The organism is Cellvibrio sp. PSBB023, from assembly GCF_002007605.1.
Lineage (GTDB): Bacteria > Pseudomonadota > Gammaproteobacteria > Pseudomonadales > Cellvibrionaceae > Cellvibrio.
In genome coordinates, this window is record NZ_CP019799.1 from 1291912 (window position 1) to 1309342 (window position 17431).

Annotated in this window: 13 protein-coding genes; 8 read left to right on the plus strand and 5 right to left on the minus strand. The window is 48.0% G+C overall.

What is annotated here, in order from left to right:
- Positions 1-52 precede the first annotated feature (52 nt).
- A complete protein-coding gene (locus B0D95_RS05785; protein WP_078043009.1) occupies positions 53-1249 on the plus strand; it encodes a YeeE/YedE family protein in 1197 nt (398 codons plus the stop codon).
- A gap of 14 nt (positions 1250-1263) precedes the next feature.
- Here B0D95_RS05785 and cysW read toward each other — a convergent pair whose 3' ends face one another.
- Genes cysW through cysP form a run of 3 tightly spaced genes read right to left on the minus strand, consistent with a single transcriptional unit; the run spans position 1264 to position 4016 of the window.
- Positions 1264-2094 (minus strand): sulfate ABC transporter permease subunit CysW, encoded by an 831-nt coding sequence (cysW, locus tag B0D95_RS05790; protein WP_078043010.1) that lies wholly within the window; start codon positions 2092-2094, stop codon positions 1264-1266.
- A complete protein-coding gene (cysT, locus tag B0D95_RS05795; protein WP_246841736.1) occupies positions 2091-2969 on the minus strand; it encodes a sulfate ABC transporter permease subunit CysT in 879 nt (292 codons plus the stop codon). The genes cysW and cysT overlap by 4 nt, the downstream gene beginning before the upstream one ends.
- A gap of 33 nt (positions 2970-3002) precedes the next feature.
- The gene (gene cysP, locus B0D95_RS05800) at positions 3003-4016 is read right to left on the minus strand and encodes a thiosulfate ABC transporter substrate-binding protein CysP (protein WP_078043012.1); all 1014 of its coding nucleotides are present in this window, start codon (positions 4014-4016) and stop codon (positions 3003-3005) included.
- Positions 4017-4405: 389 nt separating this feature from the next.
- On the opposite strand from cysP, the gene B0D95_RS05805 reads away from it, so the two are divergent.
- The gene (locus B0D95_RS05805; RefSeq protein WP_078043013.1) at positions 4406-5695 is read left to right on the plus strand and encodes an O-acetylhomoserine aminocarboxypropyltransferase/cysteine synthase family protein; all 1290 of its coding nucleotides are present in this window, start codon (positions 4406-4408) and stop codon (positions 5693-5695) included.
- Positions 5696-5866: 171 nt separating this feature from the next.
- On the opposite strand, the gene B0D95_RS05810 is transcribed toward B0D95_RS05805, so the two are convergent.
- Positions 5867-6505, minus strand: a complete 639-nt coding sequence (locus B0D95_RS05810; protein WP_078043014.1) for a peroxiredoxin — start codon at positions 6503-6505, stop codon at positions 5867-5869.
- Positions 6506-6871: 366 nt separating this feature from the next.
- On the opposite strand from B0D95_RS05810, the gene B0D95_RS05815 reads away from it, so the two are divergent.
- From B0D95_RS05815 to B0D95_RS05830, 4 genes are all read left to right on the plus strand, one after another.
- Positions 6872-7711, plus strand: coding sequence for a sulfite exporter TauE/SafE family protein (locus B0D95_RS05815; protein ID WP_246841737.1), 840 nt, complete (start codon positions 6872-6874; stop codon positions 7709-7711).
- 149 nt (positions 7712-7860) lie between these two features.
- Positions 7861-10515 (plus strand): DNA mismatch repair protein MutS, encoded by a 2655-nt coding sequence (gene mutS / locus B0D95_RS05820; protein ID WP_078043015.1) that lies wholly within the window; start codon positions 7861-7863, stop codon positions 10513-10515.
- A 183-nt stretch (positions 10516-10698) separates the two neighbouring features.
- Entirely contained in the window at positions 10699-11022 is a 324-nt protein-coding gene (fdxA, locus tag B0D95_RS05825; protein ID WP_078043016.1) for a ferredoxin FdxA, read from the plus strand.
- Positions 11023-11181: 159 nt separating this feature from the next.
- On the plus strand, positions 11182-11490 hold the full coding sequence (locus B0D95_RS05830) for a PilZ domain-containing protein (RefSeq protein ID WP_078043017.1): 309 nt from the start codon (positions 11182-11184) through the stop codon (positions 11488-11490).
- 117 nt (positions 11491-11607) lie between these two features.
- Here B0D95_RS05830 and B0D95_RS05835 read toward each other — a convergent pair whose 3' ends face one another.
- Entirely contained in the window at positions 11608-12342 is a 735-nt protein-coding gene (locus B0D95_RS05835; RefSeq protein ID WP_246841738.1) for a VacJ family lipoprotein, read from the minus strand.
- 419 nt (positions 12343-12761) lie between these two features.
- Between B0D95_RS05835 and B0D95_RS05840 the strand changes: the two genes are divergently transcribed.
- Together B0D95_RS05840 and B0D95_RS05845 are read left to right on the plus strand one after the other, a co-directional pair.
- The gene (locus tag B0D95_RS05840; RefSeq protein WP_078043018.1) at positions 12762-14423 is read left to right on the plus strand and encodes a hypothetical protein; all 1662 of its coding nucleotides are present in this window, start codon (positions 12762-12764) and stop codon (positions 14421-14423) included.
- Between the two features lie 109 nt (positions 14424-14532).
- Complete coding sequence (locus B0D95_RS05845) at positions 14533-17214, plus strand: TonB-dependent receptor domain-containing protein (RefSeq protein ID WP_078043019.1); 2682 nt, start codon at positions 14533-14535, stop codon at positions 17212-17214.
- The last annotated feature ends 217 nt before the right edge of the window (positions 17215-17431 follow it).

Sequence of the window (17431 nt, forward strand, 5' to 3'; positions counted from 1 at the left end):
ACACAAGTTTAGCTCCTCCACCGGGGAGCTTTTTTATTTCAGAAGAGTCGATATGAGTTTTGTCTTTTCAACACACTGGTTGCAACGCAGCACTGCCCTGCTCATTACGAGTGCACTAATCACAGCCAGCATGCAACTGGCCAATCAATACGAACGTGATTTATCACTCTCACTCATCCTGGGCGCCCTGTTTGGCACCCTGTTGCAACGATCAAAATTTTGTTTTTTTTGCATCAGCCGTGATTTTATTGAACAGCGAAATAGCCATGGATTACTCGGGCTCATCACCGCACTGGCAATTGGCCTTGTGGGTTACACCGCTATTTATGGTGCAATATTGCCTGTCGCCGCTGAAGGCCGGTTCCCACCGGATGCACACATTGGCCCCGTATCCTGGGTGCTCGCATTCGCCGCGTTAATCTTTGGTATCGGCATGGGCCTTTCCGGTTCTTGCATCAGTGCGCATTTATATCGTTTAGGTGAAGGCGCCTTTGCCTCGGTGTTTGCATTGATTGGTGTTATCTTGGGGTTTATCGCCGGCTTTCAAAGCTGGAATCCCTTGTATTTAGGCTTTATACAGAACGCGCCTGTCATCTGGTTACCACACACCTTTGGTTATGGCGGTGCATTACTGGTGCAATTAAGTGTGTTGGCATTTATCGCTGTACTACTTATGAAATATCATCGTGCCATCACATCACATCGCGCACCAAACCCGACGGTTGAGCATGGATCTTTTTTTATCGCATTGTTTGTGAATCGCTGGCCCACCTATGTTGGCGGCATACTTATAGGTTTCGTTGCCACCATCGCGTATTTTCGTATTGCACCCTTAGGAGTTACTGCGGAGTTGGGCAGCATTGCGCGCACCACCGGTAGCTGGCTGGAGGCTATTCCCGCTCGCCTGGAAGGACTGGATAGTTTTTCTGGCTGCGCCACAGCAGTCAAAGAAACCTTGCTCTCAGTCAATGGTGTTTTTGTTACTGGCTTGGTGCTTGCGTCATTTGCATCCGCATTATGGAGCGGACAATTTGCACCTGAACGTCCATCGCCACAAAAAATTGTTCGTCACTTTATCGGTGGTTTACTCATGGGCTGGGCAAGCATGACGGCACTGGGTTGCACTGTTGGCTCCCTCTTGTCCGGAATTATGGCAGGCGCATTATCCGGCTGGATATTTGCTGCACTCTGCTTTGCTGGTTTGTGGCTGACGCTACTTCTGCGGCAAAGAATATCCTGGCTGCAATGAGAAGTGGTAAGGAATTATACTTCGCTGTTTTTTTCGCGCTGAAAATATTCAAGAATGGTTTTCAGTACGAGTGTTAACAGTGCAATAGATGCAAGAAGCAAGGATGCGGTAAATGCACCGATACTATTGTAGTCCTGATGCAACAACTGCACATGCAGCGGCAAGGTATTAGTCTGCCCGCGAATTGCCCCCGAGATCACCGATACAGAGCCAAACTCACCCACTGCCCTCGCTGTTGTCAGTACCGCACCGTACAACAAAGCCCATTTAATATTGGGTAAAGTCACCCGCCAGAACAGACGCCAACCACTGGCACCCAACAAGACAGCGGCCTCTTCTTCCTCGTGTCCCTGTGTTTCCATAAGTGGAATTAACTCGCGGGCGACATAAGGGCTGGTGACAAAAATAGTTACTAATACTATACCAGGCCAGGCAAATACCAATTGAATTCCAAAATCGCCCAACCAACTACCCAACCAGCCTTCACTACCGTACAGCAATAAATAGCACAGCCCGGCAACAACGGGTGAGAGTGCATAGGGAGCATCAATTAATGCCACAATCACACGTCGCCCCCAAAAGCGAAACCGCGTTACGCACCAGGCGATCATGATTCCAAACACCAGATTTACTGGCAACGTTAAGAGCACAACTAATAATGTAAGCCGAATCGCGGCGAGCATATCCTTATCAAGCAAATTCTGCGCAAAGAGCGTCCAACCACCTTGAAAGGCCGCCACAAAAATCAACAACAATGGCAGAATCAACAAAACAACAACAAGGAGCACACCAAGAAATAACAAGCCTTTGGCAAAGCCTTCCGGTTTACGTGGAGTGTATTTCATGGCATGGACCGGGATTTAGGCAATTGATAATATTTTTGTAGCAACTGGATCAGCAGCAAAAACACCAGCGAGACAATTAAAATTGACAAGGCAACCGTCGATGCTGCCACATAGTTGTATTCACCAATGTAGGTAAACACCATTAGCGATACCACTTCTGTACTGTAAGGCATATTGCCGGCAATAAAGATTACCGCACCAAATTCGCCAAGGCTACGCACAAAAGCCAAACCTATTCCCAATAAAAAAGCAGGAAAAATATGGGGCCACACTATGCGATAGAAAATTTGTGCACGGTTAGCCCCCAGCGATACAGCCGCCTCCTCATACTCTGGAGAAAAATCCTCCAGTACCGGCTGAATAGTGCGTACCACAAAAGGCAAGCTGGTGAACATCATGGCAAGAATGATGCCGTAAAAACTATAGGAAATCGTAATACCCAAGGGCGCCAACCACTGGCCAATCCAACCATTCGCCGCAAAGAGTGCAGACAAAGTCAACCCCGCTACAGCAGTCGGCAATGCAAAGGGCAAGTCGATTAATGTATCAATGAATTTTCTACCGCGAAATTCATAGCGCACCAGAATCCAGGCTAATAGCAATCCCACTATGCCATCAATAATAGAAGCCAGTGCGGCAGCGAGAAATGTTACTTTAAAACTGGCAATCAACCGCGGATCAGTAAAATAGAAGAGCAGTTCATTCCATGTGATTTCTGCCGCCTTCAGTACCAACATAATCGCAGGCAACAAAACAATTAGGCTTAAATAGACAACACTCAGCCCCAGGCTGAGTGTGAGTCCAGGCAATACAGGTTTTGGTCGAGAGAAAATACCTTTTGGATTGGAAAATAAACGCGAACCAAATCTAGACAATGACATCCCCTCTCACAGACACAAACACCTCAATTATTTTTTCGCCTGACGAAGCAATTGATCCAAAATACCGCCGGTACCAAAGTGTTCCGCATTCACTTTATTCCAGCTACCAAATACATCCTCAACTGCAACCAGCTTCAACTCCGGAAATTGAGCGGCATATTCAGCTTTCACTTTAGGATTGTGCACACGGTAGAAAAAATCTGCCAGTACACGCTGGGCATCTTCAGAGTATAAATAATTCAAATACTCAGTGGCAGCCTGCTCGGTACCTTTTTCTTTTGTTACCTTTTCCACGACAGCAACGGGGAACTCGGCAAGCACACTGATCTTGGGCACAACAATGTCATACTTGTCTTCGCCATACTGCTTGCGAATCAAATTGACTTCGGATTCAAAGGTCAACAACACATCGCCCAGCTCACGCTCTACAAATGAAGTGGTTGCACCGCGACCACCAGTATCAAACACCACGACATTACCGAGCACTTTGCTCACAAAATCACGACTCTTGGCATCATCGGCTTTAAATTTGTCTTTGGCGTAAATCCAGGCAGCCAAGTATGTATAGCGCGCATTGCCTGAGGTTTTAGGGTTGGGAAATACCAGTTTCACATCACTGCGGGCAAGGTCATCCCAATCTTTAATGCCTTTGGGATTACCCTTGCGCACAAGAAATGCCGTAGTGGAGTAAAAAGGTGAGCTATTATTAGCAAACTTTTTACGCCAGTCCGGGCTGACGTGATTACCCTTCTCATGCAGCACATCAATATCCGTGGACTGGTTAAAGGTCACTACATCTGCCTTTAAACCCTGAAGAATGGAAGCCGCCTGTGCCGATGATCCCGCATGGGACTGCTGCACCGTAATGACAGAACCATGGGTTTTCTGCCAATGCTCTTGAAACTTTGGATTAATTACCGCAAACAGCTCGCGCGACACATCGTAAGATGCGTTTAATATTTCTTGTGCAGCACTCACTGTTCCGGACAATGCCAATAAAACGGAAAGACCAACAACTCTTAACCCTTTGGATTGAATCATGCCTAGCTCCTTAATTGAAAAAAGTGTTTTTTACGTTAAGGATTTAAACACATAAATGAAATTCGTTTTATACCAATATTCTCTATACTTATAGCCGACTATCATCCTTGCCATAAGCCGCTTAAATAGCACCAGACTGCAAATGAAATAACACCATTTCCGTCAGTTGCAGAGGGAAATTCGATTAATTAAACAGCAACCACCAACTCCAGCAGCAGGCAAAATGTTTGTTTTTATACATAAAAACTGCGTAAGATTAAACACCGCACTGCAGCCCTGTCATATGCTTATGCTTTAATCTGATTTCATAAAGCCTAAGTAAGCCGCTAGAATGCTTGCGCACTACACAGTATTACGTTTTTCCGCTAATAAAATTAATGGAGCCATCAATGTCTGATAACTGGAAATTTGAAACCCAATCTGTTCACGCAGGTTATTCACCCGATCCGACCACTAAAGCAGTTGCTGTACCTATTTACCAAACTGCCGCCTATGCGTTTGATAGTGCACAACATGGCGCTGATTTATTTGACTTGAAAGTTGCCGGTAATATTTATACCCGTATCATGAACCCCACCAATGATGTGCTGGAAAAACGCATCGCTGCATTGGAAGGTGGTATTGCCGGGTTAGCGCTCGCTTCTGGCCAGGCTGCAGTCGCTTATTCCATTCAAACAATCGCTGAGGCCGGCGACAATATTATTTCCTCTACTGCCCTTTATGGCGGAACCTACAATTTATTTGCGCACACCTTTCCACAATACGGCATTACTACGCGCTTTGCCGATCACTTGAATCCCGATAGTTTTGAGCCTTTGATCGACGAAAAGACCAAAGCTATTTTTGTGGAATCTCTCGGCAACCCCCAAGGCAATGTAACGGATATTGCAAAAATTGCGGAAATCGCTCATCGCCATGGTATTCCGCTGATTGTCGATAACACTGTAGCCACCCCCTATTTATTGCGCCCGATTGAACACGGTGCCGATATTGTTGTGCATTCATTAACCAAATACCTGGGTGGACATGGCACCAGTATTGGTGGTGCCATTGTGGATTCAGGCAAATTCCCCTGGGCACAACACAAAGAGCGCTTCAAACGCTTAAACGAACCCGATGTAAGTTATCACGGTGTGGTTTATACCGAGGCACTGGGCGCTGCCGCTTACATTGGGCGCGCTCGCGTAGTACCACTGCGCAACACCGGTGCGGCACTTTCACCCTTTAATGCGTTTTTGATTTTGCAAGGCATAGAAACATTGGCTTTGCGTATGGATCGCATTAACGACAATACGCAAAAAATTGCAGAATATTTGCAACAACACGCCAAGGTCAGTTGGGTAAATTACGCAGGCCTGCCCAACAATAGTTATTACCCATTAGCACAAAAATATCTGGGAGGAAAAGGTTCAGGGTTATTAACCTTTGGAGTTAAAGCCGATGACGGCCGCGCAGCGGGCGCTCGCTTTTTGGATGCACTGCAATTGTTTACACGCCTGGTAAATATTGGCGATGCAAAATCCTTAGCGACGCACCCTGCATCAACCACTCACCGCCAGTTATCACCGGAAGAGCTACAAAAATCCGGCGTAGGTGAAGATACCGTGCGCCTCTCTATTGGCATTGAACATATTGATGATTTGTTGGCAGACCTTGAGCAAGCCTTAAATCAAGTCTAATCATTGCACCACTAAAAAAGCGCCGCCACGATAAAACCTGGCGGCGCTTTTTTTATGCGCACAGCATTTCTATTTACTTTTCTCTCTTCTGCAAAAAAAATAAGAGCGCATCCGGCGCCCTTATTTTTTATAGCGACAACAACCAAGTTAACATGAGTGAGTGAACAATAGTTATCCGCGTGGATCAGGTGTTAATCGCAAGTAAGGTTTTACAATGGTGTAACCTTTTGGGAAACGACGTGCGATTTCTTCCGCATCCTGCAATGCAGGCACAATCACGACATCATCGCCAGATTTCCAATTGCCCGGCGTGGCAACTTTGTGATGCTCGGTCAATTGCAAGGAATCGATCACACGCAAAATCTCATCAAAATTGCGCCCGGTACTGGCCGGATAAGTAATAATTAACCGCACTTTTTTTGCCGGGTCGATAATAAACAGTGAGCGCACGGTGAGTGTTGCGTTGGCGTTCGGGTGAATCATGTCATACAGCGTGGCCACTTTACGGTCAGCATCTGCAAGAATCGGAAAATTCACCTGGGTTAATTGGGTTTCATTAATGTCATCAATCCAACGGTTATGTGAATCCACCGGATCAACACTGAGTGCAATTGCTTTTACATTGCGCTTGCTGAACTCATCTTTTAATTTTGCCGTTAGCCCAAGCTCAGTGGTGCATACAGGAGTGAAGTCAGCGGGGTGGGAAAATAATACGCCCCAGCTATCACCCAACCATTGATGGAAATTGATGGTGCCCTGAGTGGATTCCTGCGTAAAATCCGGTGCTTCATCGCCTAGACGTAAGCTCATTGTGCCTCCTGGTGGCGCTATTGATGTTAAATATCAGGAGCAACCAGACTGCCAGTTCCCCCTGCGAGATGGGCTTATAGTAGACCTCGGGCACAAACAGTAAAATATTATTTTGTGCTTTGCTTAGAACCGAATTAACCATCAACTTTTGGTTATAAGCTGATAACTAGTTAGTATTTCTCAGAACAAAACGAATTCACTAGGATGTGCTCACCCAACACTGGCCCGGAATTGCGCTCCAATGAAAATTCGCGACCTCGACTTATCCGACAACGCTATCAACCAAGAACATGAAGCGCTCGGAATCCCCCGGTAGAACAAATCCCCCTTCATCCGATTATTCGCACCGCCGTATGGTTTGCCATATTGACCTTGATTGGCCTTGTCATCCTGGGGGCTACCAAACTCTTTGGTAACAGTTGGGGCGAAGGTCTGGAAACTATCGAGACCACACTCAATGACTCCATGTTCTGGAACGCATTACTCGTAGGTTTGCTGGCACAAATCGTCGATGGCGCATTGGGCATGGCCTATGGGCTGACTTCTACCAGCTTCTTGCTGGCAACCGGTGCCTCACCAGCCATGGCAAGCGCGTCGGTACATATGGCTGAAGTATTTACCACTGGCATCTCCGGCGTCTCTCATGCCAAGTTCGGCAATGTCGACAAAAAGCTGTTCTTACGCTTGTTGATCCCCGGCATTATCGGTGGACTGCTTGGCGCGGTCGTGGTAACACAAATAGATGGCGACACCCTCAAGCCATTTATCACCGTTTATTTACTGCTGATGGGCGCTTACGTACTGAGTAAAGCCTTTCGCAAACATATCGCCACGCGCAAAGGCGAAGCCAAACACGTTGCCAAACTTGCTTTGCTTGGCGGCTTTGTCGATACCTCTGGCGGTGGCGGTTGGGGCCCGGTTGTTACCACCACATTGGTCGGCACCGGCCACGACCCACGCACAACCATAGGCTCAGTTAATTTTGCCGAGTTTTTTCTGACCCTCACCAGCGCAGCTTCATTGTTCATTTTGGTGGATGAAACCATCTGGCATGTAGTGGCAGGCTTGATCATCGGCGGATTGTTTGCCGCGCCCTTTGCTGCCTACGCGTGCAAAAAGTTCTCCACAAGAACCCTGCTGATTTTGGTTGGCCTGCTCATCAGTGGTATTTCCGTGTTCAATTTGTACAAAGCCTTGGCTGGCTAATTTTTCCGCTCAAAAAACCAACAGCAACAGGCCATTTGTATTGGCCTGTTTCGCTTTTTCAGTCTCTCGCCAAACACACCCCAGGGTTTTGATAGGCAAGCGAATCCCGTAGAATGGCCGCCTGTTTTCACCTCAGCCGGTTATACCTCATGTCCAATACGCTCGAAGCCAATGACAGCCATACCCCGATGATGCAGCAATACTTGCGCATCAAAGCCCAGCATAAAGATGAAATTGTGTTCTATCGCATGGGGGATTTTTACGAGCTGTTTTTTGATGATGCTAAAAAAGCATCCGAAATTCTGGATATCACCCTGACGGCGCGCGGCAAATCCAACGGTGAACCCATTCCCATGGCGGGCATTCCCTTCCACTCTGCCGATGGCTATCTCGCCAAATTGGTAAAAGAGGGAATCTCGGTAGCGGTTTGCGAACAAGTTGGTGATCCAGCTACCAGCAAAGGCCCGGTGGAACGCAAAGTCATGCGTATTGTGACGCCCGGTACCGTGAGCGACGAAGCACTGCTCGATTCACGCCGCGACAATTTGCTGGTGGCCTTGCATCAAGCTGGCGAAACTTTTGGTATTGCCTCACTCGATATGGCCAGCGGTCGTTTTTTAGTGCTGGAGGTGGAAGGACTGGAATCTGCACTGGGTGAATTGCAGCGCTTGAGTCCGGCGGAATTATTAATCAGTGATCACATCACCACACCCGCACTGGTGGAAAACCGCAAAGGCTTGCGCCGTCGTGGCCCTTGGGAGTTTGACCTGGAAACAGCAGAGCGCTTATTAATCCAGCAATTTGCCACCAAAGACCTGGCCGGATTTGGCTGCGATCATTTAAAAGCGGCGCTCTGTGCAGCGGGCTGCCTGCTCAGTTATGCGCGCGAAACCCAGCGTACAGCCCTGCCCCATGTGCGCAGCCTCGCCCATGAAAACCGCGATGAAGCGGTGATTATGGATGCCGCTACACGGCGCAACCTGGAGCTGGATATCAACCTCACCGGCGGCGATGAGCACACTTTATTTTCCGTACTTAACCGCACTGCCACCAGTATGGGTAGCCGTTTGCTGCGCCGCTGGTTAAATCGTCCATTGCGCGATTTGGCGTTGTTGATTGGCCGACAAGATGCCATTGCCGAACTGCAACACAATTATGCGTTTGAAGTGTTTAACGGCATTTTAAAACGTGTTGGCGATATGGAGCGTATTCTGGGGCGTTTGGCATTGCGCTCAGCGCGCCCACGGGATTTATCCCGCCTGCTCATGTCAGTTGGGACCTACCCCGAATTACAAAACGAACTAGCGCACACACAATCGCCGCAATTAAAAAATCTCGCGCAGCAGATTTCCACGTTTCCTGACATAGTCGATTTATTGTCGCGCGCGATTATTGAAAACCCACCGGTTGTCATTCGCGATGGCGGCGTTATTGCAGAAGGTTACGATGCGGAATTGGATGAGCTGCGCAATATCAGCACCAATGCCGGTCAATATTTATTGGATCTGGAAACCCGTGAGCGCGAACGCACTGGCATACCGACGTTAAAAGTTGGCTATAACCGCGTGCATGGTTATTTTATTGAATTAACCTCGGCACAATCGGAAAAAGCACCGGCAGATTATATTCGTCGCCAAACCTTAAAAAATGCCGAGCGTTACATCACGCCGGAATTAAAAGAGTTTGAAGATAAAGCACTCTCCGCACAAAGCCGCGCGCTCGCACGCGAGAAAGCGCTGTACGAAGAATTAGTTGATATTTTAAATAATCAATTAATTCCCCTGCAGGATTCAGCTGCGGCTGTTGCCGAATTGGATGTGCTCACCACACTGGCCGAACGTGCCGACGCGCTTGGCTTCTGCAAGCCAACCCTGACCCTGCAAGCAGGCATCCATATCAGCGGTGGTCGCCACCCGGTTGTTGAGCAAGTCACTACAGCACCCTTCGTACCCAATGATTTGGACTTTACGCCGCAGCGCCATATGCTGATCATCACCGGCCCGAATATGGGCGGTAAATCGACCTACATGCGACAGGCAGCGCTCATCACACTGCTTGCGCATATCGGCAGTTTTGTACCGGCACAACAAGCTACCATTGGTATTGTTGATCGCATTTTTACCCGTATTGGCTCAGCCGATGATCTGGCGGGCGGACGCTCTACCTTCATGGTGGAGATGACTGAAACCGCCAATATTTTGCACAATGCCACGGCGCGCAGCCTGGTATTAATGGATGAAATCGGCCGCGGTACCAGCACCTTTGATGGCCTGTCATTGGCGTGGGCCTGCGCAAAACATCTCGCCGAAAAAGTGCGTGCATTTACCTTATTTGCGACGCATTATTTTGAAATTACTACGCTACCGGAAACTGTTAGCGGCATTGCCAACGTGCATTTGAACGCGACAGAACACAAAGACAACATTGTGTTTTTGCACAAAGTACAAGAAGGACCCGCCAGCAAAAGTTATGGTTTGCAAGTAGCCAAGCTAGCCGGTATTCCCGCGCAAGTATTGGCTGAAGCCCAGCAACAATTGCACCTGCTGGAAAATGGCGAACATCCGCATGCGATTAAATCGTCATCAACGGTGGCGGCAAGTACGGTTATTGCAACAACTGATGCAGTACAAGCCACCAGTGAACCTGCAGCAGCACCGGCATCGCCACTGCAATCGGGCCTGTTTGATACACTGCCTAACCCGGCACTCGCGGCATTGCATAAAATCAATCCCGATAGCCTCAGTCCACGCGAAGCGCTGGAACAGTTGTATCGCTTGAAAGAACTCTACGCCAAAGGGAAATAGCCATTAAAAGGAACTATTCTCAACTGGCTGAATTTACCGGCATTTAAGCGGCTTTTCTGTGGATTTTCGCCGGTAAAAGCCTACCCAAATGGGTGGCGGCTGTTTAGAATGCGCGCTCTTGTTTTGGCGCTACTCTGGTTGCGCGCATTAACTATCGAATTCTGTTACTTGTGGGAGTCTCCTATGACGTTTGTAGTTGGGGAAAATTGCATTAAATGTAAACACACTGACTGTGTGGAAGTATGCCCGGTAGATTGCTTCTACGAAGGCCCCAATTTTTTGGTGATTCACCCGGATGAGTGCATTGATTGCGCACTCTGCGAGCCTGAGTGCCCGGTAGGCGCGATTTTCTCGGAAGATGAGCTACCCGAAGACCAAGCAGTATTCCTTGAGTTGAACGCCGAGCTGGCGCAAGTCTGGCCAAACATCACTGAGATGAAAGATGCACCGGCAGATCATGCCGATTGGGATGGCGTTCCAGGCAAGTTGCAGTATCTGGAGCGTTAATTGCCCTACCCGGTGTAACGGCTCAAAAAACCGCGCTTGTCGCGGTTTTTTTTCGCCCGGCAAAACTGGCCATTTAAACGCCTGTGCTACACTCAAGTGGATTTTTAGACCAAGCAAAACCCACATCCCAATGAAGTAACCAATAACGAGGATCATGCTATGGGGATCAATGATAAGCCTTACAGCGAAAAGCGCGATTTCATCCGAATGAAGATTGGCGCCCCTTTAAACGCTAAAATTGCAGCCGAATCCGAGGTTATTGAAGGCCGCTGTCTTGACTTGAGCGGCGGCGGTTTACAAGTAGAGGCTCAGCAAGCACTGGCGATAGGAACACAAGTGGAAGTGGAGGTTTCATCCGACCACGGTCATAGCCCTACCCTGAAAGCAAATGCCAAGGTGGTTCGCGCCGCGCAATCCGATAGCGGCAGCCATCTACTGGGTTTGGAGATTGTCAGTATTTTGCCTTAGGGTTGATTCTCCCTAAACATACACCTCAATACCCTTATATAGAGTGTACAGCGCATAAAAAACGGCTACCGAAGTAGCCGTTTTTTATTGCGTAATCAAATAGTTGGATGGTGATACCTAGAAATCACCTTCAAAGTCTTCGTCGCTAAAATCTTCCGCCCCAAAGTCATCTGTTACCTCACCATTGCTGATGAGATAGGCACGGCGTTGCAGATACACATCACGAATAAATACGTAACGATCGCCAGTGATATTTTTTTCCAATTCCAGCAACCCGGCACGAGCATCCAGAATAGACAGTGCCTTAACACTAATTTCTGTGCCTTCATGGTTAATGTAAGTGGTTGGGTCAGTGTACCAATCAACAGGTCTACTCAAAGTATCGCGCACCGTGCTCGGCCCCAAGAGTGGCAGCACCAGGTATGGCCCCTGCCCTACACCCCAGGTTGACAAGGTCTGGCCAAAATCCTCCGGAGTATCTGCCGGCAAATTCATGTGCTTGGCAACATCCAGTAAGCCGCCCAAGCCCAGAGTACTGTTTACTAAAAACCGGCCAGTATCGTAGCCGGCACCTTTGAAGTCCCCTTGCAACGTACCGTTGATCACATTAGGCACTTCACCAATATTGGAGAATATATTGCTTATACCCACTTCAATAGGATCGGGCGTCACCGCTTTGTAGCCTTTGGCTAATGGTTTAAGGAACCAGCGATCCACACGGTCATTGAAGTTGAACACAGCACGATTCCAACCCTGCCACGGATCAGGATTTTTCTCTTCTTGGGCAACGCTGGCTGCCACTGGCATAAGCGTGAGTAGCGCAAGAGCGATCGGATTGAGGATATGTTTCATAAAGTCCCTGGGCGCCATGACGGCATAAGCAAAACGTAAAATAAAAGGCCTGGGCAAAAGCACTGGCAAGGCGCGCCACTTTAGCGAATCGCCGATAAGCGCTCAACCAGATTAGCGCAATGCCCCCTAAGCAATTCCGCTCAGAGTGCGATTGCTGACAAGTGTCACGCCAGAATAACAGCTATTCGCCGCCATTTTCGCACGTTTGCACCGGCAAATTGTTACGCGAACAAGTCGCAAAAAGCTCAAGAACTCTCCTCCACTGAAATACCTTTGCCATATTTCCGCAACAAAAGCTTCATGGATCTGTCGTCCAACTTTCACATTTGTCATCAAAAATGGCTTCACCAAGCGCTTGGGCTAGAACGGCGCGGAGAATTTCCACACACCCTTGTGACAACTGAGAAGAGAGTGAACTCATGAAACTGAAGAATATTTTTGCACTGAATGTACTGGCGGCAGCGTTGACGGCCTGTGGCGGTGGCGATATCAATTTAAACCCAAGCAACACCGTAACCGACTCAAATAACAATACCACCAACAATAATGGGGCAAGCAGTTCTTCTGCTGTTAGCAACCCTTGTGCCTCTTACGAATTAGGCGGCCAAAAGGTTCAAGGGATTCTGAATGGTGCTAACTGTACCTACGGTGTGACCTTCGTTAGCGATACTCGCCCGCTGACCACTGACCTTGAAATTCCAGCGCTGCCAAACGGTGGTGTGCATATTTTCCAGGATAGCTTGTTTGTTGGTGAAGACGTGGATGCCAACGCGATTGCAGCAGGCGTAAAAGTGCCTGCTGCAGGTGCAGGCCCAATCCTGACAATCAAAGCAGGCGCCAAATTGGCATTTAGCAATCCCGTAGATTACGTGCGTATTGCCCGCGGCTCGCAAATTTTTGCAGAAGGCACCAAAGAAGCACCAATTGTTTTCAGTGCGACTAAGGATTTGATCGAAAAAACCGCCACTGAAGGTGACCGTGGACTCTGGGGTGGTGTGCAAATTCTGGGTCAAGGCTTGACCAACAAATGCACAGACCCTACTAACTGCCATATTACGTCTGAAGGTCGCCCAGGTACCTATGGCGGCAATAACAATGAAGAATCATCCGGTGTATTGCGCTACGTTGTGGTCAAACACGCTGGTTATGAAGTAGTTGATGGCAATGAATTAAATGGCATCACCTTCTATGCCGTAGGCTCTGGCACCAAAGTGGAATATGTACAAACTTACTCGACTCGCGATGATGGCTTTGAAATGTTTGGCGGCGCGGTAAATCTGAAGCATGTAGTAGCGGTTAACGTTGCCGATGACTCATTTGACTTTGCCGATGGCTATGTTGGCAACATTCAATTTGCTCTGGCAATTCACACCTCAGGCGCCAACCGCTGTATCGAAGGTGACAACACCGGTGAAGGCCGTGCTGATGGCATTCTGCCCATGACTCACCCACGTATTTCTAACCACACTTGTATCACCAGCGGCGTAGACACCAACCAAGGCACTTTCCCAACCTCAAAAGGCGACTCTGAAGGCCCGCTGCTGCGTGAAGGTACTCAATTCGAGCTCTACAACTCAATCATCACCTCCAATGCACCCGGTATGGCATCTAATGAATGCTTTGAGCAGGACGATACCGAAGGCCCAGAGACTGTTGATGCGATGGAAGCTGGCATCTCTGTTGTGAAAAGCACACTGGTTGCCTGTTCCGAAGCAATTAAAACCGGCAAAGTTGACCCAAGTAATGCAGGCTTTAATGCAAAAACCTGGTTCACTACAGCAGGCAATAACAACGTCGTTATCGACTCAAGTGTGACCGGTGGCCTGCCTGCTACCGTCATTAAAGACCTGGCCACCAACCCACGCGCTTACATCACTGCACCAGCCCTTAGTGATGGCAACACCACAGCGATCACAGTTCCGGTATTTGATGTAACCACCCTGTCCCAGAATCCATCAACCACCACAGCTCCTGTCGCTGGCAGCAATGATTTCTTTGATGCTGTTAACTTCATTGGTGCAGTTAGTGCGGAAAACGATTGGGTATCCGGTTGGACTGTTGGTTTGACGACAAGCAACTAATTCAGGGCACAGAGCACGCCTTGTTGCTGGCAACGAAAAGAGGCGCCCAAGGGCGCCTCTCTTTTTAAGCAAAGACCAGCCAGACCACTGAATTCAGAAGGTTAACACTATGCAAAAATTATCTATTAATCGACACAAACTGTTTATTGCCATGTCGGCAGCTTCCTTGTCCGTTCTCTCTAGCGGCGCGATGGCACAAGCACAAACTGAAACCTCTGATAAGCCTGTTATTGAGGCGCCCGTTTTAGAAGAAATGCTGGTAACCGGTCGCCAGCAAAGCGGAGCGCAAACACTCACCCAGGAACGAATGGAAGACGCCTTTGCAGCCGACTTAATGGGTGCAGACCAAATTTCGCGCACCGGCGACACTAACGTCGCTGTTGCACTCACCCGTGTTACCGGTGTAACGCTAAATCAAGGTAAATATGTTTATGTGCGCGGCTTGGGTGAACGCTACTCAAGCGTGCAACTCAATGGCGCCCAGGTTCCATCACCAGAGTTAACACGTAACGTATTACCACTGGATATCATTCCATCATCTATCGTAGAAAGCCTGAAAGTTCAAAAAGCCTATTCGCCAGATTTACCTGCCAGCTTTGGTGGCGGCAATGTTGATATACGTACCAAGAGCGTACCGGATGAGTTCGTTCTTGAGATGACATTGGGTACCGGAACCAATACTAACAACGACAGCAATAACCTTAGCTATTCGGGTGGGAGTAAAACGTCTGGCTTACCCAAGCCTATTGATCAGGCCTTGGACACCTACCAAGGGGTTATCGATATTAATGGCATACGTCGCATTCTCAGCACTGAAGTCGACAATAGCGTAACTCCCGAGCAAGCCCAGCAATCAATTCAAATCAACCGCGACCTGGCACTGGCAGTTAATCGCAACGTTGATATTAAAAAAGATAAACCATCACTCGATCAAAATGGTGCAGTGACCTTAGGCAACGCTTGGGAACTGGGTGACGACTGGACCTTGGGTAGCATGCTCAATTGGTCGCAAAAAACCGAGTGGCGCAACAAAAATCAGGCGCGCAGAGGTGTTGGCGCTCCCGATGTTACCTATTCATCGATTAAACGCAGCACCGAAGATACGAAGGAACTTGCCTCAATTGGAGTCGGCATCAAATTCCAAGAGATGCATGAGCTGGAGGCCAGCTATATGAAAATCGGCAATGAGACCGATGAAGCGGCTATCACCCTTGCTCAAAACAGTAACAATAATCTGGCTGACGGCAATCAAAAAGTCACTTACGAAACGCGCTATCAGGATCGGGAGTTGGAAGTCACTCAAGTACTGGGCAAGCATGTATTTGACCAATTATCCGGCAATACCCTGGGCAATTTCGATCTTGACTGGTTTTACTCGGATTCCAGCGTAAAAACCAATATTCCTGGCGCATCAACAATTGGCGGTGATAACACTGTTGATCCGCAAACCGGCGAAATTCTGGCAACGCGAATCACGTCCAGTTCATCGGCACAATTTGCTTATCTGAATCTGCAAGATGACGTACGCAGTTACGGTTTAAATGCAAAATTACCACTGTCATTCGATAACGCCGAAATAACCTTGCGTGGCGGTTACAGTTATAACGACAAATCCCGTCAGTATTATGGCTATACCGCACTCATCGATGTGGGCGGCGGAGATTACTTGCTGGGCACACCAGGAAATGTATTTACCGATAGCAATATCAGCAATCTGGATAATGCATTCGAGCTCACCATGAGCCGCGGTTTTGGTACGGAAAGCTACATTGCGGCACAAATGACCGATGCAGCCTATGGCATGATTGACGCGAACTTCAATGATGTGTGGCGCTTTACTGCAGGTGCACGCTACGAAGACTATCGCACTGCCCTGCTCCCCGTTGACTTGCTGGATTACACCGGCATTACGCTACAAAAACTGATTGAAGAACTTGCCAAAGATGGCCAGACATTTTCATCGCGTAGCGATGACTGGCATCCATCAGCAGCACTGACCTTTATCAATGACGGTTTCATGTGGACAGAAACCTTCCAATTGCGTTTGAGCTATGCACAAACGGTTGTTCGCCCTGATTTGCGTGAATTATCTGATGTCGTGTATATCGATCCAGAGTTGAACCTGCGCGTTCAAGGCAACCCAAACCTTGTGTTTTCAACAATCGACCATGTTGATTTACGTGGTGAGTGGTACTTTGATGGTGGCAATAACCTGACCGCCACTCTGTTCTACAAAGATATTGCAAACCCGATTGAGCAAAAACTAAATCCAGGCTCAGACACTGATATTGTAATGGGATTCTATAACGCTGAATCTGGCGAGATTTATGGTGTAGAGTTGGAAGGCCTTATGAATCTGGATTATGGCTTCTTCTTATCCGGCAACCTGACAATCAGTGACTCAGAAATTGTATCGCCTGACAATCAAGGCTTTACTAATGCAACTCGCACCATGAGCGGACAATCACCCTATGTACTTAACGCACAATTGGGTTATGACTCGGATGATGGCAAACATGGTGCAGCCCTCAGTTACAATATTGCCGGCAAGAAAGTTTACTTTGCTGCGTTTGAAACGGGCCATGACGATGCATTTGAACAACCTTTCAGCTCATTGGATTTCACTTATTCTTACTACCCTACCGAGAAACTTACACTGAAAGCCAAGTTGCGCAACTTGTTAGATGAAGACCGAGAAATAACACAAACCAACGCCAGCGGGCAAAAAGTTACCATTCTGACCCAGGAAGTGGGCACCAGCATGAGCCTGGATATCAGCTACAAATTTTAAACCTGGCTACTAATTTAATTATTTTTAAAATCAAGGACAGAAAAGGATTTGCACCATCAAAAAATATTATCGAGCCACCTTCGGGTGGCTTTTTTATTCGCACAATATTTTATATTTTCTGTTTACCGCTGAAATTGTCACAAACTATTCACATTAGTGTGCTAGGTGCGATGCTAATCTAACCATGAAACGGCGATCATGACCCACAAGGGTGCAG